Origin of the sequence: Bartonella sp. MR63HLJHH (assembly GCF_042194155.1) — a bacterium.
Taxonomy (GTDB): Bacteria; Pseudomonadota; Alphaproteobacteria; order Rhizobiales; family Rhizobiaceae; genus Bartonella; species Bartonella grahamii.
This window is the reverse complement of record NZ_JBHIMN010000003.1, coordinates 200,468-219,552: the sequence shown is the minus strand read 5'-3', so window position 1 is coordinate 219,552 and position 19,085 is coordinate 200,468. Positions and strand designations below refer to the sequence as shown.

The window sequence follows — 19,085 nt, the reverse complement described above, 5'->3', positions numbered from 1 at the left end:
CATTTGAATTTATGATTTTGTTTAAGAGAAAGAGCGATGGATGTCGCATATTTAAACAGTATTGTAAATAGTATTATTACTAAATAAAAAGTATACATTTTGTGTGAATGAGTTATAAACATAATGCATTTATTGTTTATACAGTATTTTATTATTATTTTTACAAATTATATTTGACATTTTTTAAACAGCACAATAATGAAATTGTCGCTGTATCGTTGTGATACAGTTATTTTTAATAATTAAAAGGAGACTAAAAATGGCTAGTTCAGGCTCATCACATGATCCAGTTAGCGGTTCACATTTATCAAGTTTGTTTGTTTCAGGAGATTATTTGAGTAAAGGTGATAATATCCAAATTTTTAGTAGTAATAATTTCCAAAGTTGGATTACAGATGCTAATGCTAGTATCCCAAATTTTAGTAAAGGTACTAATTTCCACCTAGGCGGCATCATACCAGTAGTAACAGGAGGAGGTGCTGGTGCAGTCGGAGGTTCTATTGCTAGGCTAGAAGGTGTGCAGGTACGGGCTTTCTCGGTGGAGTAGTAGGCGGCGGACTAACAGGAGCTGCTACCGGTTTTATAGATAAATACAATCAATGCCATCCGTAAAGTGGAGGGACACTGTTTTTAATTTATTTAGAAAATAGCTATAAAGATATTTCTGAGATCAGTTAATATTGTAAACATACTTTAAAGCTATGGCTAAACTGATTTCAGGGATATTTTTGTTTATGATAATAGATATTTTATTTTGGATTCTTTGTTATGTATACTTTTATTAGTTCCTTAGTGACAGCAATTGCATTTGGATTTTTCATGTTTTTTTCCAATAGATTTAAAGGTGAGAACTGGAGTATAAAAAGAATAATATTATCAACAATTATATTTTTTATAATATATTATTCTGGAAGTTTATTAGTTAAATATATGGGAATTTTATAAAAATTATTTATATATAAAATTATAATTATTTGAGTTAAGTTTATTATTTGAATTATACTCTATTGCTCTCTCTCTATTAAATCATTCATAAAGTGGATGAAATTTCAGTCTGGATTTTTTGTTATGTATACTTTTACTAGCTCCTTAATGACAGCAATTGGATTTGGACTTTGCATGTTTTTTACAATAGATTTAAAGGTAAGAACTGGAGTATAAAAATGGAAATATTATCAACAATTAGGTTTTTTATACTATATTATGCTGAAAATTTATTAATTGAATATACGGGAATTTTAAAATAATATAGAATTACGTTATTATCAGCATTTTATTATTTATCATAATTTATACATTTTACAAATTATATTTGATTTTTTTGCTAAATAGCATGCATCATCAGATGATTAAAGTAGTAACTCACATCCCAAAAGTTGGCTTTTTCCAGAATAAGATGGTTGTAGCGCAGGCTCTTATGCTCAAACAGTAGGCACAGGCGGTCTCGTGGGAGCCTTATTAGGAGGAGGGGCTGGGTGCAGTAGCTGGTCTACCTAGAGTAGTAGGAGGCGGATTATTAGGAGCTGCTATCGGTTTGATAGATAAGTACAATCAATGCCATCCGTAAAGTGGAAGAACACTGTTTCTAATTTATTTAGAAAATAACGATAAAGATATTTCTGAGATCAGTGATATTGTAAACATACTTTAAAGCTATGGTAATTGATTTCAGGAATATTTTTGTTTAAGACAATAGATATTTTATTTTGGATTTTTTTGTTATGAATAATTTTACTGGCGCCTTATTGGTAACGTTTATATATGGATTTTCAATTTTTTTTACAATAGATCTAAAGGTAAGAACTGGAGTATAAAAAGGAAAATATTATAAACAATTACGTTTTTTATATTATATTATTTTGGAATTTTATTAGTTAAATATATAGGAATTTTAAAATAATATAGAATTACGTTATTATCATTATTTTATTATTTATTATGAGTTATATATTTTTACAAATTATATTTGATTTTTTGCTAAATAGCATGCTCATTACATGATTCAATTATTAACTCACATCTAAAAATTTTGCTTTTTCCAGAAGAAGATAATTGTAGCGCAGGCGCTCATTCCCAAGCAGAAGGTGCAGGCGGCATCATAGGAGAAGTAATAGGAGGTATTGCTGGTGCAGTTGGAGGTCTTTTTTCTGGACCGAAAGGTGTCGGTTCTGGCTTTGTCAATGGAGCAATAGGAGGTGGACTAGCAGGAGCTGGTGACGCTGTGGTAGATAAATACAATGCAGCCATACGGCACCAAGTTGTGAAACAAGCGATTATGCTGAAGCAGCTGCCATACACGGAGGCATAGGACTAGCATCTGGTGCATTATTTGGTCTGGGAGGAGCAGCAATAGGCGGATTAGAAGGAGCTGCTGACGGTTTGATAGATAAGTACAATGAATGCCATCCGAATCCAAGTTGTGAAGTAAGCGATTATGTTGTATCAACAGCCATAAAGGGAGGCGTAGGAGCATTAATTGGTTTATTAGGTGGTCCGGAAACAGCAGTAGCAGGCGGATTAGGAGGAGCTATTAACGGTTTTAAAGATAAGTACAATCAATGTCATCCGTAAAGTAGAGGGAGGCTGTTTCTAATTTATTTAGAAGATAGCTAGTAAGATATTTCTGAGATCAGTGATATTGTAAACATACTTTAAAGCTATGGCTAAACTGATTTCAGGGATATTTTTGTGTATGATAATAGATATTTTATTTTGGATTTTTTTATGAATGATCTTATTCGTATTATTGCAGAATTATTATCTTCTACATGTGCTTTATTTATATTTTTCTATGACATGTTTTTACAGTATAAATTTAAAGGTTATAGTAACAAAGAAATTGTGAAAAAAATTTTTTTAAGAACATTTTTTTTCATTATATTCGTTATATTACTTTCTATAACAGTTTTTATTTGTATACGTTATTTATATGAAAAATGATTATTTATTATATTTATATAATAATGTTTTTGATATTTTATTTTCAATATTTATTTTTATATTTTCATTAATTTATAGATACAGTGGTGACAGTTGGAAAAATAGTATAAAGGAAGCGATTAAGACATTTGGGTTGTTTTCTGTATTTTTTATTATTTATATTTAAATTATGTTTTATAAAAAATGATTTTCATTTAAATAAGTTTATATTATTTGTAATTATATATAATTTTTGTTTTATTATTATGAAATTGAAATAATCATTTATTGTAAAATACAGATGAATTTATGTGTATTTTATTGTTGATATTTTCTGTAACTATATTACATATGCATCATATTTTATAATAAATGTATTTCATCTTTCTTGATGAAGATTTATTTTTCTATTTTTATTGGAAAAATAAGCCTGTAAGAAATGATTAATTTCCTTATTAGAGAAGTTTTCTTGACTACTCTTATGATGAGATTTCTGAGTATAAAAAATATATGTAAAATCAATTATAGTATTTAAGTTTAGAATTTGAATTCAAATATTTTATCTATATGTCACGCGCTAAAAAGAGGCTATAAGTTGCTTTTGGGTGGTCAAAGAACTTGTCAGTAATGCTTATGGCCGTCGAGAGACGATAACTGATTTGTTCGTTTCCGCACGTCTCAAAATTTATTTTTGAAATAAGCTAATTTAGTAAATGTAACTTACTATACTTCTAGCCTCTACTCATTATCTTCAGAAAGAGGAAATGAGGCGATTTCTGTATCAAGTGCATCCATAAAATCGATAATAAAAGCAGCATTTGTCCCCAAATCTCTTGGCAAATAACGAGAAGCAGAACGCATATCAACGAAAGTAGTATCCCCTTCATCAGTTAAACGAATGATAATGTCTGAAATGAAACCAAGGTAAAAAGTTTTTGCCATTGTTTCAATATAAAGCGCATTTTCTTCACCTTTAAACTCTCGTTGTGCCACAACAGGCCAATCATAGGCTGCTAAAACATTGAGAACAGATTCGCGAATACGATCAGGTGAACCATCATAACGGCGCCCTGACATTTCTGGCCATTGTGAGATCTGTATTGCTGCTTGTTCAGTCAATACACTCTTGAGCGGTAAAGCATCGCTGGGACGTATTGTGCGAAAAAAAGCTGGCGGGCTTTGTGTGTCGGTAGAAATATCGTAAAGAGCCGGTAAGGTAAACCAAAGTCCAAAAAATAACATCAATGGTGTAGCAGTTATTAATGAATAAATGATCCCTTTTAAAGCTTTCATTCCCCCTAGGGCTCCATAGACCCATAAGCTGTAAAGTGTTTTTACAGCAAGAAAAAGAGAAATAATCACACAGCCAGTAGAGATACCTATCAAAATTATGAAGTCGGTTACGTTAATGACGGAAAAACGTTGTAAAATGACTGAAAATAATAAAATAAAGAACGCCAATCCACCAAATCGAGGGGACCATACTGCTGCTCTTGAAACGAACCGAACATATCTCTTCTTCATGAAGTTTTTTCCCCTCAATTGTAAACTATAAGCCAAGTTTTTTCAGAGTGTATACCTTACAAAAAGCTTATGCTCATAAAACAAAAATAAAGCACTTATTTTTGAGGTCAAGGATGCGTAATGTCTTATAAGTTTCCAGCGATTATTTTGGCACTTCATTGAAGGTAATCAGTATTTCTTCTATAGTTTATCATGTCATTGATGCGAATTTTATGGGAATGTTTGTAAATAAAAAGAAATAAATTCAAATAACAAGTTTTACGGTTGTTAGTAGCATATTTATTTAGAATTTTGATTTTTCTCTTCTGATTGCGGGGAGTATTTTCTGTCAGATAATGTGTATCAAATAGGATATGATGATGTGCAACAGAGATTTCATACTACTTCAATAAAAAATTTAGGGATCTACAATCAGACAAACCTGAATTCGAATATTCGATTAATAGAGGAAAAAGATAACCATTTTGATAGGCTTTGTTTATTTTGTATAGAAAGTAAGGTGTTGTACAAATGAGAGGTTAGTCCGTTTTTATTCATAAAATATGCGGCAGGTCGCAGATGAAAGGAAAGATTCACTTTCCTTTTTTGCAAGTGAAGAAGGAGCAAAAATACGTAAAATGACAAAACCTTCATTCAAATTTTTAGCAAGCAAAACTGAATTAGCATTTTTTTTAGGTTTTGATTTTTTGAGTTCTATTATTTGTATTGGTTTTCCAATAATAAGATCGAGTATATTATCAGGGGCTGTTCTGTCATTAAGGCTATAGAAAATAATTCCGTTGTGTGTGTAAGCTGCTAATGTCCAAAATTGTCGTGTTTTCAAAGCTTTTAAATGAACAGGTCCATTTTCAAGATTAAATCTGCAGACTTTAAGAAGAAAGAGTGGATCAGCAGATTGTTGAATAGGATTATCGGGAGTAAAAGCAACAAATTGATAAGGGGCTCCGGATTTTTTAAGTGCTGTCCATATATTATTTTGTGCCCAATAGGGGATCAGAAAGAGAACGCAAATATGAACGATAATAGCGCCAATGATTGCAAGAAGTGCGATATAAATGAATCTAGTCACAATTTATTTGTCCTGATGGAATTTGTTCTATTGAGGGCATTGTAAGCTTTTGTAATGCCGTTGCAGAGATGATTGAGGTATCATATAAGGTAAGAATAAGCCCGAATTCTTTTTGACTAACTGTTGCAAGCCAATTGCCGGCTTGCGGTGTAGGTGAAATATTGATGTGCAATGAGCCATCATGCTCATAAGTAACAGCGTTCGTATGGAGTTCAAAAGGTATTTCTTTCGATGAAGTATAGGGCTTTAGGGACTTATCAGCTGTATAAAGGGTAAAAAGACGGGTTTCAGGAATGGTGCCTTTGAGCAAATAATGACAGCGAGAGTGGAGTGGACGCCCTTGGTTATCTTGCCAAATCTGGAATTGAATGCCTTCAGTGCGTCCGAGTGAAACAATGCCTTGTTTAGCGGTGCGGGCGCGGGTATAAGGATCCATATTGGCGGTTCCAATTTGTGGATAAGCACTCCATTTTCCAATTCTAAAGAGTCCAAAATGATGAAAGGAATTGAGCACATAATCGACACTCAATTTTCCACATAAAATAGAAAAAGCGAAGATAAAAAAGAAAATGGTGATATTAAAAAACATCATAGAATATCTTGAATTCAAAATGTTGAATCTCCAGTTGTTTTCATTTTCAAAGAAATTGCAGATGTTTTTTTCAGATCTTTGTTAATCAATCGCACGATATTTAATGTTTCAGGAGAAAGCGTAGAGGGTGTTTGGGGAAAAAATTCAGAATCTACATGGGAGGAAAGTATTGGGGAATGATAAGGAAGAAGAGAATCTTTAACACCATAGAGCTGTTTGAGCATGATATTTTGGTGTGCAGCAAGCATGATGCGTTGCCATATCATGGCAGGAACGCCACCTCCAAAAGCACGATTCATCGGTGAAAAGTTATCATTTCCCATCCATACCGCTCCAGTATAATTGCCTGTAAAGCCAACAAACCAAGCATCACGATAGGATTGTGATGTTCCAGTTTTCCCAGCGACAAGAGTCATGGGCAGAGCAGCACGCTTACCAGACCCTCGTGTTGTGACACCCACCATCATTTGGTTCATATAGGCAGCTGATTGTCTGCTGAGAACTCGGTGTAACTTATTTCCGTTATGCTCGAAATCCCATATCACATGCCCATCGATTGTTCTGATTTGCATGAACCCATGCCGATTACCAGCTATCCCGCCATTCGCAAAGACATTAAAGCCAGTTGCTTGATCCATGGGGGTCATGTTGGAAGTGCCAAGAACCATCGTTTTGTGTGATAAAATATGCGCGTTAATCCCCATATTCTTGATGAGATCTATAATGGGTTTGGTATCGCGGTGAAGATATTGATAGGTGAGATACACAGGGACTGTATTAATGGAAAAAGCTAAAGCTGTTGCTAAATCAATTTTCCCCAAATAACGACCAGAATTATTTTTTGGTGTCCAACCTCCCCAATTAATAGGAGCATCTAAAACGATTGTTGAGGGAGAAAGTCCGTGTTCCAGTGCGGTTGCGTAAACATAAGGTTTGAATGAAGAACCAGTTTGCCGTCCGCCTTGTGTCGCTCTGTTAAATTGGCTCTTTTTATAATCTAGTCCTCCAACAATTGCGCATACGGCACCGTTATTATCGAGTATAACAGTGGCAGCTTGTGTTACGCGATATTGTTGACCATATTGATGTAAATGATATGCAATTGATTCTTCTGCTGCTTTTTGAATATTCGGATCAAGGGTCGTTTGAATAATTAAACTATGGCTTGGAAGTTGATTACGCATTTTTTTGACTTCCTCGAATGCCCAATCAAGAAAATAATCAGCCTGATTATTTTCTATTTGGGGAAGTGCCCTAGCAGGGTGGCGATGCGCATTGATAATCTGGCTCTTCGTCATAAAGCCACTATTAACAAGATTAGAAAGGACTACATTGGCACGTGTTTGAGCTGCAAAGAGATGACTATGAGGAGCATATTTTGTTGGAGCTTTAAAGAGTCCTGCTAACATAGCAGATTCACTTAAAGATACATGACGTATGTTTTTTCCAAAATAAAATTTTGCAGCTGCTGCAATACCAAAATTGTTTCCTCCCATATAGGCGCGGTCAAGATAAAGTTGCAAAATCTGTTTTTTGCTAAAATTTGCTTCTAGCCAAAGAGCAAGATAAGCTTCTTTGATTTTACGTGTTATGGTTCTCTCGTTTGTTAAGAATAAATTTTTAGCCAATTGTTGTGTGAGAGTTGAACCACCTTGCACTACACCTTTAGCTTGCATATTTTGTGAAATTGCCCGTGTAAGTCCTTGAAAATCAATACCCCAATGATCGAAAAAACGACGGTCTTCTGTAGCAAGAACCGCTTTAATGACAGTGTCAGGCATTTCTTCAACGGGGACAGAGATTGCCGGCAGTGCACCACGGTGCCCAATGGAATTTCCATAGCGATCTAGAAAAAGAATGGAAAAGTTTTTAGGAGAAGACCAATCTGTTTTGGTCAGTTCAAAAACAGAAATGCCCAAAATAGTGAAAAGAGTAAATCCCATCAACCCTAATGTCAGTATTTCATCGAGAACTTCAACGATAAAACGTTTCCATCCTTGAAGATGAAAATTTTGTGAGATGATTTTTGCCTTTTTCCAGAAAAAACTGTTAGCAGAACGAATGTGATAAAGCGCTGTATCTAATCGTGCGTCTAATTCAATGAGAGCAGGACTGTGAAATGGCTTACGGTGTTGCCTTTTCTTTTTTTTAAAAAAATCAAACATTTAAAGAGAGCCTATGGCAAAGAAATACAACCAAACAAATCTACAATAATTATATGGAGTAGAAGTATTTTTTTGCTATAGTGCTAACAGAGAAAGAGTTTATTTTAGAATTATTCATTTTTCGTAAGATAGTGTATTAAGATTTTATTATTTTATCTAATAAATTTTATTCTCATTATTAAAAATATTTTATTTTGAGTTTTTAAAAATTTAAAGTAATGTTAATGCATTCTTCTGTAAGATAGAGGATAAATTATTTCCATTTGTGATTTTTAAATCGACCCAAAAAAGCCATTATTTCTTTTATCCTTTATCAAGGAAGAGAAGAGGTGGGTTAGTGAAATATTTATGATGAAAAAAAAATTCTTGTTCGTAATAATAGCAGCTTTTTTAGGAGCAGATTCTGTTCTAGCTTCTGGGTGTGCTGAAGTAGGTAAGAAGGTTGCTGCGCAAGAGAGCGGGGTTCTCGTCCGTTCAAACCCAGTTGTTCAGGATGGAAAGGGCATGTGTGCAATTGTGATTGTTGTACCAGCCCGTAATGGGGAAAAGTTACGTCGTGTTGAGTTTTTTGTTCCTGCTGATTAGTCTTTGGCAGATGGTGTTGTGATGCGTATCTTAATCGTTGAAGATGATCGGAATCTTCATCATCAATTAGCAGAAGCTGTAAGACGTGCAGGATATGTTTCCGATAGTGCTTTCGATGGTGAAGAGGCTTATTTTTTAGGGAGCACAGAGTCTTACGACGCGGTGATACTTGATATAGGTTTACCGTATATTGATGGTATTCGTGTTGTTGAAAAATGGCGTCAAGAAGGGCACTCCATGCCTGTTTTAATGCTAACGGCGCGAGACCGTTGGTCTGATAAGGTGCACGGTATTGATGCTGGGGCTGACGATTATGTTGTGAAGCCATTTCATTTGGAGGAAGTGATGGCGCGTTTACGAGCATTAATTCGTCGCGCTACGGGACATGCGACAAGTGCATTATGTTGCGGAAATGTTTTGTTGGATACGAAGACGTCCCGTGTTTTTGTGGATGGTCAGTTGATTAAACTAACATCTTATGAATTCAGACTGCTTTCGTATCTCATGCATCATTGTGACAGGGTCATTTCAAGAACAGAACTTACTGAACATCTTTATGATCAGGATTTTGATAAGGACTCGAATACGGTGGAAGTCTTTGTAGGTCGGTTACGGAAAAAGCTTGGAGTGGATTTGATTGAAACTATTCGAGGAATGGGGTATCGCGTGAGAACGCTAGGTGATTAATGAATACTTTCGAAAAGAATAATTGGTGTAGGAGGTTCTTTTTTGTAATTACTCGATCTCTCAGTTTACGTGTTATGGTCTTATCAACATTATGGGTTGTTATTTCTCTTTTATCGATTTCTGCAGTAAGTATTTTATTTTATAAACGTTCAACTGAACAAAGCCTAGAGCGTATTCTTTCTGCTCAACTCTACAGTCTTATTGCAACAGTGACGGTGTCATCGGAAGGTACTTTGAGAGGAGGGGCTGGGATTGATGATATTCGTTATTCTGATCCAACAACAGGATGGTATTGGGAAGTTGTTGCGATATCTCATAATTTAAAAGGAAGATTGACATCCCCCTCATTGGGAACAGGCGAGATATTTACACCAAGTGATGTTGATATACCTTTTGACAATAAGTTCTTTCGCTCTTATCGGATAAAGGGGAACAATGGTCAAAAGCTACAAGTGATAGAGAGTGATGTTGTTCTTGATAATGAAAATCATATTGCACGTTTTCGGCTTGTTGGGAATATCGATGAAGCTCATGCCCAGGTAAAGGAATTTAAGCGAACTTTGCAAATTTTTCTTTGGAGTTTTGGTATCGGGAGTGTCCTTATTAATATTGCTATTATTTTCTTTAGTTTTCAACCGTTGAAGCTTATTCGACGCGCATTGAATGATATTCGCGAAGGAAAAGTTCACTATGTGAATACGGATTTAGTAAGCGAAGTAATGCCGCTTGTACAAGAGATGAATGCTCTCATTAATAATAATCAGCGTATTATTGAGCGATTTCGCACACAGGTTGGTAATCTTGCGCATTCATTGAAAACGCCTCTATCCGTGATTATGAATGAGACAGATAAGATGCGCGGAGAAAAGGCTTGTTTGTTGAGAGAGCAAACGCAAATAATGCAAGCTCAAATCAATCATTATCTTCAGCGTGCGCGGATTGCAGCACAATGCGATAGTATTGTCTATCATACGTCTGTTCGCAGTGTGCTTGAACGTTTGGTGCGGGTTATGAAAAAGCTTAATCCTGAAAAACAAATTCAATTTATTATGGATGTTGATGATATTGTTTTTTCTGGAGAGAAGGAAGATTTAGAAGAAATTATAGGGAATTTGATTGAAAATGCTACTCAGTGGTCTCGAGCAAAGGTTTTGATCTCTTGTTGTTTAGAAGAAAATGTTGAAGAAACAGAATATTTTAGTATCTTTGTAGAAGATGATGGCCCTGGTTTAACAGAAGACAAAATGGAGGAAGCATTAAAAAGAGGGCGGCGGTTTAATGAAAGTAAACTAGGGGCAGGCTTAGGGCTAGCAATTGTTTCAGATATGGTCAGTGAATATGGTGGCAAGCTCTTTTTATCACGTTCTGATTTGGGTGGGTTGTATGCAAAAGTTTTATTACCTAAGATGGGAGAATAACATATTTTCTCCTTAAGCAAGAAATGTCTATAAAGTTTGTAAAGCAGTATTTTCAGATAATACATAAAGAGTAGGGAAACATTGTTTTTAGTTTCTTTGTTTAGTTGATATATATAAGAAAAATGGACAATAGATTTTATAATATTTTCCATGAAAAAATGAATTTTTATCAATTCACATCACTCTTCTCATGAAGAGGGTAAAATGTAAGCGAGACATTCTCTGTTCGTATTGGAAAAAAGTGATATGCTCTTATTAATTTTTGCAGCATTTTTTCTGACTTTTCTGGCAAGTATTCTTTTTCGTTCACTACGTTTTGACGATGAGATAAAGAAAGAATGGAAAGTTCAAACCGTGGATGGTTATAGAAGTCATAAGCATACGATTGAGTTTAACAAGCTTTATATGCATTATAAAAAAAGAAATATTCTTAAGGCTTTAAGTATTTTATTTGTTCTTCTTATGACATGGAATATTTATGGGCTGACAGGCAGTCCAGAAGTGAAAAGTTATTTTTTTAGCGAATTAATGGATAAGGATCCTAAAACTCTTAGTAAGCAAGAAAAGCTTATTCGTTTACAAGTGCTTTTTTTCCGTGCACCTCATGATGGCAAGCTAGCAGATGCGTTAGCGGTAGGGTATCTCGAAGAAAGCCTTTTTCAAGAGGCTGTGAATACTTATTTAGACGCACTTCGTTTGAATGGAGAAACAGCTCCAAGGCTTGTAGGATATGGTTTAGCATTGGTTGGTTATGAAGGGGGAGTGATAACACAAGAAGCACAAAATGCTTTTCAAAAAGCAGCAGATTTAGCGCCAACAGATTTTTATCCACGTTTATTGTTGGCCGATGCATTGCATCAAGCAGGAAAAACTGCGCAGGCAGTGCAATTTTTACAAAGCTTTCTTGATACAATGCCTGAAAATTTTTCAGGACAATCACGTGTTAAAAAAATGATGATTCAGTTACATGATTTATCGAGTGAGCATACAAAGAAAAGCAATCATCGCCAATTGAGATGATGAAATATAAAGAGAAATGCTGTTTAGAAAGACAAGAGAAGTAATCTCTTAGAAGTAGGTGTTTGTGAAGAAGATTGAAGAACAGAAATGAAGAATGTAAAGAGCGTGATATAAGTGGTTATAGGTTAAATAAAAATTGGTTGTAAAACTAAAAAAGGAAGAAAGATATTGATAAGCTTGTTAGCAAAGGTGAGGTATTGGATAAAAAGTTGCACCTATGTAGAAGATGTGCAAAGCTCTTAAAAAATGAAATATCGATACTCATTATAACATATTTAATTTTTTCGTAGAGTGTCTATGAAAAGTCAATCTTTAAAGAATTCTTCTTCGTTGAAGGTTATTTTAGAGCAGCGAAAAAAAAAGCGCTTGCTGATCATATTATTATGTTGTTTGGTTATGACAGTTGCAGCAAGTCTTATAGTGTATGCAATGCGTCATGCGGTCAGTTTTTTTAGAATGCCCTCTGAAATTACAAGAGAAGATATTTTAACGGGGCGCCCTTTGCGTTTGGGTGGCTTTGTTGAAAAGGAGACTGTTCAATATGTTGGAGAGAGAGGCGTTATTTTTTTTGTAACGGATAACAAAAAACATGAAAAAGTGGTTTTCAACGGTGCCTTACCGGATCTTTTTCGTGAAGGTCAGGGGGTGATTGTAGAAGGGCATTTCGATAAACAGGGTTTTTTTGTAGGGACGCGTATTTTAGCAAAACATGATGAAACTTATATGCCTAAAGAAACAGCTGATCGTTTAAAAAAACATTACATTATGGAGAAATAATTCGAGTGTGCTTGTCGAACTGGGTCATATTTTTTTAGCTGCAGCATTTTCAGTAAGCTTATTAGGGGCGTTCTTACCTGCTTTAGGTTTTTGGTGGAGAGAGCGTTTGTTAATGCAAACAGCTGTTCCTCTAACATATATCACTTTTACATTACTGCTTTTATCTTTTTTAGTGATAATTTATGCTTATGTTGTATCTGATTTTTCTGTTTTGAACGTTGTTGAGAATTCTCATTCAGAAAAACCGATGCTCTATAAAATTACCGGTGTTTGGAGCAACCACGAAGGCTCTATGTTGTTATGGGTTTTAAGTCTTGCTTTTTTTAGTGCATTGATGGCCTTTTTTAGCCAACATTTGCCAGAAGATTTTAAGACGCTTGTTTTAATTTGCCAAAGTTGGATTACAAGTGCTTTTCTTTTATTTATTCTTTTTGTATCCAATCCATTTTTACGTGTGAATCCACCAGCATTGCAGGGAAATGGTCTCAATCCTCTTTTACAAGATATCGCATTAGCAATTCATCCACCGCTACTTTATTTAGGTTATGTTGGTTTTTCACTCTGTTTTTCTTTTGCCGTTGCGGCATTGATTATGGGACATGTTGATAGAGTTTGGGCGCGTGGGATTCGTCCGTGGCTTTTACTTTCTTGGTGTTTTTTAACATTGGGTATTATGGTTGGCTCCTATTGGGCTTATTATGAGCTAGGATGGGGGGGCTATTGGTTTTGGGATCCTGTTGAAAATGTTTCGTTTATGCCTTGGCTTTCAGGAACGGCTCTTTTACATTCTGCTCTTGTTCTCGAAAAACGAGAAATATTGAAAAGTTGGACTTTGTTTTTAGCGCTGCTTACTTTTTCTCTTTCTCTGATGGGAACTTTTCTTGTGCGTTCGGGGCTTTTAGTTTCTGTTCATAGTTTTGCTGTTGATCCAGCACGGGGGCAAGCAATTCTTGCGCTTTTATTTTTTTTTACGGGAGCGGCTTTTCTTCTTTTTGCTTTGCGCACCCCTATTTTAAAAACAGAAAGATTTTTTCAACCAATTTCACGTGAAGGGTTTATTGTTTTAAATAACTTGTTACTTACAACAATAACAGCAACAGTATTGATTGGTACGCTTTATCCTTATTTTATTGAGATATTAACAGGACAAAAAATTTCTGTAGGGGCTGCTTTTTTTAACCTTACCTGTGGACCGCTAATGATTTTGCTGTTGTTGTTTGTTCCGTTTGGAACAATGATGGCATGGAAACGCGGTGATTTTCTTGCAGTTTTTGAACGGTTATGGTTTGTTTTTGTATTGGCTACTATCGTCTGTTTTATAATATTTTATGCGACATCTTTGCGTGATATCTTTGCAGTTTTAGGGATTGGGCTTTCAGCGTTTGTTTTTCTAGGCAGTTTAGCGGATCTATGGGGAAAGAGTGGATATGGCAAGAGAGCTTTTTCAATACGCGTTAAGAGATTTCTTGGATTGCCATGGTCTACTTTTGGTGCAGCAATAGCACATATGGGATTAGGTGTTACATTATTTGGTATTGTTTGTGTGGCAAGTTTTGGGCAAGAACGTATTTTAATCATGAACGTAGGGGATAGGGTGACGATAGCGGATAAAACGCTTCATTTTGATGCAGTGTATGAAGGTGTTGGTTTGAATTATTCGGCAATGGAGTTTTATTTTAAAATATATGAAAATAAAAACATTGTGGGTCATGTAACAGCCTCAAAGCGATTTTATTCAAGCCAAAATACATCAACAACAGAAGTTGGTCTTCAAAATCATGGCTTATCGCAGCTATATATTGTACCAGGGCATACCGATAATCGGGGCCTTGTTGTACACATATGGTGGAAGCCTTATGTAATATGTATTTGGTTAGGGGCATTCATGATGGCTGTAGGCGGATGTCTTTCTCTTCTGGGGTATTGGTTTCGCATTGGCATGTACAATAGGGTACTGCTTGCTTTAAATTTTTGGAAAAGACATTGAGATGAAAAAAAATCTTTGGATTTTATTTTTTTTAATTGCAACGTTTCCTTTTCGATTAGCAATAGCAGTAGAGCCGGATGAGATTTTAAAGGATAAGGTTCTTGAAGCGCGAGCACGCCATATTTCATCACATTTACGTTGTCCGGTTTGTCAAAATCAATCAATTGATGATTCAGATGCTGCTCTAGCACGTGATTTACGGCTTTTAATTCGGGAAAGGCTAAAAATGGGCTATAGTAACCAGCAAGTCACTGACTTTCTTGTTGAACGATATGGTGAATTTATTCTCTTGAAACCACCATTGAATAAAATAACTTGGTTTTTATGGTTTTCGCCTTTGATCATCATCATCATTGGCACAAATATCATATTTTTCCACTTAAAACGGAATAATCATGAGAAAATAATGAGTTATCTGAATGAAAAAGACAGTCAAAAATGCCATTGCATTAAAAAAGATGTTACATAAAAGAAAAAATCGGCTCATCTGCAATGAGCATACAATCTTATTATAATTATATTAGGGGATACTGAAACCTTACAAAACTTTAATAATTTAGACAGAAAACGGTAAGGTCTAGTATTTTATAAGTGATCGCAATTGGAATAAAGGTATAATTGAATAGGAGCATAGAGTAAATGGTTAAAAAGGCTTTCTTTAAAACGTTTGTCGCAGTGAGTTTTTCTGCGATATTGGAAAGTGCACTGTTTTTTAGTGGATGTACATCAAGCTTGTTGATGACAAAGGCTCATGCAAGTTCTGTATTTACTTCGTTAATGCAACAACAGGGATTTGCCGATATTGTTGCTCAAGTGAAACCAGCAGTTGTAGCAGTACAAGTAAAGAGCAATAAAAAGAAAGAAGATAGGTTCTTTAGCAACTTTTTTAGTGGTCCAGGATTTGATCAATTACCAGACCAGCATCCTTTGAAAAGATTTTTTAAAGAGTTTTATGATTTTGATAAACCTAAAAATAAATTTCCCCACCAATCACGGAGACTCCGTCCTATTGCTTTTGGATCGGGTTTTTTTATTTCGTCTGATGGTTACATTGTAACCAATGATCATGTGATTTCTGACGGAACAAGTTATACTGTTGTTCTTGATGATGGTACAGAATTGAACGCAAAGCTTATTGGGAAAGACCCCAAAACCGACCTTGCCGTATTAAAAGTAAGTGATAAAAGAAAATTTTCCTATGTTGATTTTGGTGATGATTCAAAGCTTCGTGTTGGGGATTGGGTTGTTGCCATTGGGAATCCATTTGGCCTTGGTGGAACTGTGACAGCAGGTATTGTTTCTGCACGTGGACGTGATATTGGCACTGGTGTGTATGATGATTTTATTCAGATTGATGCTGCTGTTAATAGAGGAAACTCTGGTGGCCCAACATTTGATCTTAATGGAAAGGTTGTTGGGGTTAATACAGCAATTTTTTCTCCTTCTGGAGGAAATGTTGGGATTGCTTTTGCTATTCCGGCAGCGACTGTAAAACAGGTTGTACAACAACTTATTGAAAAAGGTTCAGTTCAACGTGGTTGGTTAGGTGTTCAGATTCAGCCGGTAACAAAGGAGATTTCCGATTCAATAGGTTTGAAAGAAGCCAAAGGTGCTTTGGTCACTGATCCGTTAAAAGGGCCGGCAGAAAAGGCTGGTATTAAAGCGGGTGATGTAATTATTTCCGTGAATAATGAAAAGGTTGCTGATGCACGTGATCTGGCGAAACGTATTGCAAATATTAAACCAGGAGAAACGGTAACCATAGGGATTTGGAGATCAGGTAAGGAGGAAAGTATCAAGGTTAAACTCGCTTCAATGTCTGAAGATGAAAGTAAGAAAGAGGCTTCAAAACATTCAAATGAACGGGGTGATTTAGATGAAACATTGGAAGATTATGGTCTGATTGTTATACCTTCTGATGATGGTGTAGGGGTTGTGGTAACGGATGTCGATACAGATTCAGATGCTGCAGATAAAGGGATACGCCCTGGTGATATCATTGTGACAGTAAATAATAAACCGGTTAAAAAAGTCTCTGATATTGTTAACACAATCAAAAATGCTCAGCAGTTAGGACGAAAGGCTATACTCTTACAAGTGCGAACAAATGATCAAAATCGTTTTGTTGCTCTTCCAATTTTGAAAAAATAAGGCTTTAGTTGTAGGACAAATGTTTATTAAATGTTTGTCCTACAACATAATAAAATAATGGAGATACGTTTTATGAAGATACTCGTTATTGAAGATGATCATGAGACGGGGCATTATCTCGAAAAGGCTTTTTTGGAAGTAGGGCATTCTGTTGATGTTGCTTATGATGGGGATACGGGATACGCTTTAGCGACCACGGAAAATTATGACGTTATGGTTGTTGACCGAATGCTTTTGCATCGTGATGGCCTTTCTATTATTGCTGAATTGCGTGCTAAAGGCAATGAAACACCGGTTCTTATCCTTTCGGCTTTAGGGCAAGTTAATGATCGTGTAACGGGGTTGCGTGCAGGGGGAGATGATTATTTGACAAAGCCTTATGCTTTTTCTGAACTTCTTGCGCGTGTTGAAGTTTTACAACGGCGGAAAAATCCTAAAGAAGCAGAAACTGTTTATTGTGTAGGTAATCTTGAACTTGATCGGCTAGCACATACGGTAAAACGGGGTGATAGAAACATCCTATTGCAACCACGAGAGTTTCGTTTACTTGAATATTTGATGCGCTATGCGGGGCAGGTTGTTACACGCACTATGCTTTTGGAAAATGTTTGGGATTACCATTTTGATCCACAAACGAATGTCATTGATGTCCATATCTCCCGTTTGAGAGCCAAAATTGAAAAAGATTTTGATGTTCCCCTTCTCCATACCGTGCGTGGAGCTGGATATATGCTGAAAGCACCAGATAACAAAGCATGAATCGTTTGATTAATATAATGCGCACGACGGCGCTAAGGCTTTCAGCACTTTATATTTTATTGTTTGGCTTGGTGGCAACAGGGCTTTCTATTTATATGACGGCATTTTCTGCTTCATTGTTAACAGAGCAAACTGAACAGGCTTTACATGAAGAATTAAAGTATATTGAAAATGCTTATAATTATGGGGGATTATCCTTATTAATGCGCACTATTGATTATCGTTCAAGACAACCAGGAGCATTTCTTTATCTTGTCACGGATTCTATGGGGCGTATTTTAGCAGGAAATGTAGCACGTATTGAATTAGGTCTTTTGAATCAGAGTGGTTTTATTTCTACCTCTTTTTTGTATTCTCGTTTTGGAGAACATGGCAAAACAAGTGAACATCGCGCTTTGGCGGTTATTGTTGATTTACCTAATGCTATGAAGATTCTTATAGGACGCGATTTGGATGAGCCAGAACGTTTTGCAGTGGTTATTCGTAAAGCTGTGATCATTGCACTTGCTGCGATGGTTGGAGGCGCTTTACTCATATGGTTTTTTGTTGGCAGGAGAGCTTTACAAAGGATTGATCATGTAACGGCTGCATCACAGCGCCTGATGGATGGTGATTTCAGTGGGCGTTTACCTGTTTCTGGAGTAGGGGATGAGTTTGATCGATTGTCAACTAATCTTAATGTTATGTTAGACCGCATTGAAGAGTTAAATATTGGTTTACGTCAAGTATCAGATAATATTGCTCATGATCTGAAAACGCCGTTAACGCGTCTTAGAAATCGCGCTGAAGAAGCGCTTTCAGGAAATAAGACAAAGCTTGAATATCGTCAGGTCCTTGATAGGGTTATTGCAGAATCAGATCAACTTATTTGTACGTTCAATGCGATTTTAATGATTTCACGTATTGAGGCCAGCAGTGCAATTGAGCATCTTGAAATGATGAATATGAAACTGATCCTTGAAGATGCTGTTGAGATTTACGAACCTTTTGCTGAAGAGTCAGGTGTTTTACTTCGGTTGGGGAATATATTTGATAAAGAGCTTAAGTTGAATCGTGAGCTTGTTGCACAATCAATTTTTAACCTTATAGATAATGCCATTAAATATGCTTCTAAAGGTAAAAGGAAAGCGGAGGTTTGCTTATCAATGGAATATCGTGATGAACATTTGTTAGTTGTTGTGAGTGATAATGGACCAGGAATAGCAGAGGATAAACTTGAAAAAGTGACAGAACGATTTGTTCGTCTTGAAGAAAGCCGTACACAACCTGGGTTTGGGATTGGTTTAAGTATAGCAAAAGCAGTTATGAAGCTTCACGGGGGTGAATTGTTACTTGAAAATGCAAATCCAGGGCTTAGGGCTGTTTTGTTATTTCCTTAAAGACATTTTTCTTCACTTTTCTCTTTTCATACGTAACAACTATTTTAAAAGTA

General features: G+C 35.7%; 17 protein-coding genes. 13 read left to right on the top strand and 4 right to left on the bottom strand.

The window, feature by feature from the left end; all coding sequences use genetic code 11:
• The first annotated feature begins 259 nt into the window (after window positions 1-259).
• From ACFIKQ_RS03460 to ACFIKQ_RS03450, 3 genes are all read left to right on the top strand, one after another.
• Window positions 260-547 carry a hypothetical protein gene (locus tag ACFIKQ_RS03460; RefSeq protein WP_375655931.1) on the top strand — a complete coding sequence of 96 codons (288 nt, stop codon included), beginning with the start codon at window positions 260-262 and terminating at the stop codon, window positions 545-547.
• A gap of 1,482 nt (window positions 548-2,029) precedes the next feature.
• Window positions 2,030-2,308, top strand: a complete 279-nt coding sequence (locus ACFIKQ_RS03455) for a hypothetical protein (protein WP_375655929.1) — start codon at window positions 2,030-2,032, stop codon at window positions 2,306-2,308.
• A 71-nt stretch (window positions 2,309-2,379) separates the two neighbouring features.
• Window positions 2,380-2,571: a hypothetical protein gene (locus ACFIKQ_RS03450; RefSeq protein ID WP_375655927.1), complete on the top strand. Its 192-nt coding sequence runs from the start codon at window positions 2,380-2,382 to the stop codon at window positions 2,569-2,571.
• 1,086 nt (window positions 2,572-3,657) lie between these two features.
• On the opposite strand, the gene ACFIKQ_RS03445 is transcribed toward ACFIKQ_RS03450, so the two are convergent.
• The 4 genes from ACFIKQ_RS03445 to ACFIKQ_RS03430 form a co-directional block, all read right to left on the bottom strand.
• The gene (locus ACFIKQ_RS03445; protein WP_375655925.1) at window positions 3,658-4,443 is read right to left on the bottom strand and encodes a DUF1499 domain-containing protein; all 786 of its coding nucleotides are present in this window, start codon (window positions 4,441-4,443) and stop codon (window positions 3,658-3,660) included.
• A 529-nt stretch (window positions 4,444-4,972) separates the two neighbouring features.
• Window positions 4,973-5,512, bottom strand: coding sequence for a hypothetical protein (locus ACFIKQ_RS03440; RefSeq protein WP_375635741.1), 540 nt, complete (start codon window positions 5,510-5,512; stop codon window positions 4,973-4,975).
• Entirely contained in the window at window positions 5,505-6,101 is a 597-nt protein-coding gene (locus ACFIKQ_RS03435) for a DUF1214 domain-containing protein (RefSeq protein WP_375635836.1), read from the bottom strand. Before ACFIKQ_RS03435 ends, ACFIKQ_RS03440 begins: the two co-directional genes overlap by 8 nt.
• A 17-nt stretch (window positions 6,102-6,118) precedes the next feature.
• On the bottom strand, window positions 6,119-8,269 hold the full coding sequence (locus ACFIKQ_RS03430; RefSeq protein WP_375635740.1) for a transglycosylase domain-containing protein: 2,151 nt from the start codon (window positions 8,267-8,269) through the stop codon (window positions 6,119-6,121).
• Between the two features lie 348 nt (window positions 8,270-8,617).
• Between ACFIKQ_RS03430 and ACFIKQ_RS03425 the strand changes: the two genes are divergently transcribed.
• From ACFIKQ_RS03425 to ACFIKQ_RS03380, 10 genes are all read left to right on the top strand, one after another.
• Window positions 8,618-8,854 (top strand): hypothetical protein, encoded by a 237-nt coding sequence (locus tag ACFIKQ_RS03425; protein WP_375628179.1) that lies wholly within the window; start codon window positions 8,618-8,620, stop codon window positions 8,852-8,854.
• 21 nt (window positions 8,855-8,875) lie between these two features.
• Window positions 8,876-9,541, top strand: coding sequence for a response regulator transcription factor (locus ACFIKQ_RS03420; RefSeq protein ID WP_012754861.1), 666 nt, complete (start codon window positions 8,876-8,878; stop codon window positions 9,539-9,541).
• Window positions 9,541-10,959: an ATP-binding protein gene (locus ACFIKQ_RS03415; RefSeq protein ID WP_012754862.1), complete on the top strand. Its 1,419-nt coding sequence runs from the start codon at window positions 9,541-9,543 to the stop codon at window positions 10,957-10,959. The genes ACFIKQ_RS03420 and ACFIKQ_RS03415 overlap by 1 nt, the downstream gene beginning before the upstream one ends.
• 246 nt (window positions 10,960-11,205) lie before the next feature.
• The gene (locus ACFIKQ_RS03410; protein WP_375635738.1) at window positions 11,206-11,979 is read left to right on the top strand and encodes a tetratricopeptide repeat protein; all 774 of its coding nucleotides are present in this window, start codon (window positions 11,206-11,208) and stop codon (window positions 11,977-11,979) included.
• A gap of 297 nt (window positions 11,980-12,276) precedes the next feature.
• A complete protein-coding gene (gene ccmE, locus ACFIKQ_RS03405; RefSeq protein ID WP_375635737.1) occupies window positions 12,277-12,756 on the top strand; it encodes a cytochrome c maturation protein CcmE in 480 nt (159 codons plus the stop codon).
• Window positions 12,757-12,763: 7 nt separating this feature from the next.
• Window positions 12,764-14,743 (top strand): heme lyase CcmF/NrfE family subunit, encoded by a 1,980-nt coding sequence (locus tag ACFIKQ_RS03400; RefSeq protein ID WP_375655923.1) that lies wholly within the window; start codon window positions 12,764-12,766, stop codon window positions 14,741-14,743.
• Window position 14,744: 1 nt separating this feature from the next.
• The gene (locus tag ACFIKQ_RS03395; RefSeq protein WP_375635735.1) at window positions 14,745-15,212 is read left to right on the top strand and encodes a cytochrome c-type biogenesis protein CcmH; all 468 of its coding nucleotides are present in this window, start codon (window positions 14,745-14,747) and stop codon (window positions 15,210-15,212) included.
• Between the two features lie 170 nt (window positions 15,213-15,382).
• Window positions 15,383-16,894: a Do family serine endopeptidase gene (locus ACFIKQ_RS03390; RefSeq protein WP_375655921.1), complete on the top strand. Its 1,512-nt coding sequence runs from the start codon at window positions 15,383-15,385 to the stop codon at window positions 16,892-16,894.
• Window positions 16,895-16,966: 72 nt separating this feature from the next.
• Window positions 16,967-17,653, top strand: coding sequence for a response regulator transcription factor (locus tag ACFIKQ_RS03385; protein ID WP_012754868.1), 687 nt, complete (start codon window positions 16,967-16,969; stop codon window positions 17,651-17,653).
• Window positions 17,650-19,032, top strand: a complete 1,383-nt coding sequence (locus ACFIKQ_RS03380; protein WP_375635733.1) for an ATP-binding protein — start codon at window positions 17,650-17,652, stop codon at window positions 19,030-19,032. Before ACFIKQ_RS03385 ends, ACFIKQ_RS03380 begins: the two co-directional genes overlap by 4 nt.
• Window positions 19,033-19,085 lie beyond the last annotated feature (53 nt).

Bases quoted from the DNA above. Each gene is read 5' to 3' on its own strand.
- ACFIKQ_RS03460 (WP_375655931.1), top strand. From the start codon at position 260: ATGGCTAGTTCAGGCTCATCACATGATCCAGTTAGCGGTTCACATTTA.
- ACFIKQ_RS03445 (WP_375655925.1), bottom strand. From the start codon at position 4,443: ATGAAGAAGAGATATGTTCGGTTCGTTTCAAGAGCAGCAGTATGGTCC.
- ACFIKQ_RS03435 (WP_375635836.1), bottom strand. From the start codon at position 6,101: ATGTTTTTTAATATCACCATTTTCTTTTTTATCTTCGCTTTTTCTATT.
- ACFIKQ_RS03430 (WP_375635740.1), bottom strand. From the start codon at position 8,269: ATGTTTGATTTTTTTAAAAAAAAGAAAAGGCAACACCGTAAGCCATTT.
- ACFIKQ_RS03425 (WP_375628179.1), top strand. From the start codon at position 8,618: ATGATGAAAAAAAAATTCTTGTTCGTAATAATAGCAGCTTTTTTAGGA.
- ACFIKQ_RS03420 (WP_012754861.1), top strand. From the start codon at position 8,876: ATGCGTATCTTAATCGTTGAAGATGATCGGAATCTTCATCATCAATTA.
- ACFIKQ_RS03415 (WP_012754862.1), top strand. From the start codon at position 9,541: ATGAATACTTTCGAAAAGAATAATTGGTGTAGGAGGTTCTTTTTTGTA.
- ACFIKQ_RS03410 (WP_375635738.1), top strand. From the start codon at position 11,206: ATGCTCTTATTAATTTTTGCAGCATTTTTTCTGACTTTTCTGGCAAGT.
- ccmE (WP_375635737.1), top strand. From the start codon at position 12,277: ATGAAAAGTCAATCTTTAAAGAATTCTTCTTCGTTGAAGGTTATTTTA.
- ACFIKQ_RS03395 (WP_375635735.1), top strand. From the start codon at position 14,745: ATGAAAAAAAATCTTTGGATTTTATTTTTTTTAATTGCAACGTTTCCT.
- ACFIKQ_RS03390 (WP_375655921.1), top strand. From the start codon at position 15,383: ATGGTTAAAAAGGCTTTCTTTAAAACGTTTGTCGCAGTGAGTTTTTCT.
- ACFIKQ_RS03385 (WP_012754868.1), top strand. From the start codon at position 16,967: ATGAAGATACTCGTTATTGAAGATGATCATGAGACGGGGCATTATCTC.
- ACFIKQ_RS03380 (WP_375635733.1), top strand. From the start codon at position 17,650: ATGAATCGTTTGATTAATATAATGCGCACGACGGCGCTAAGGCTTTCA.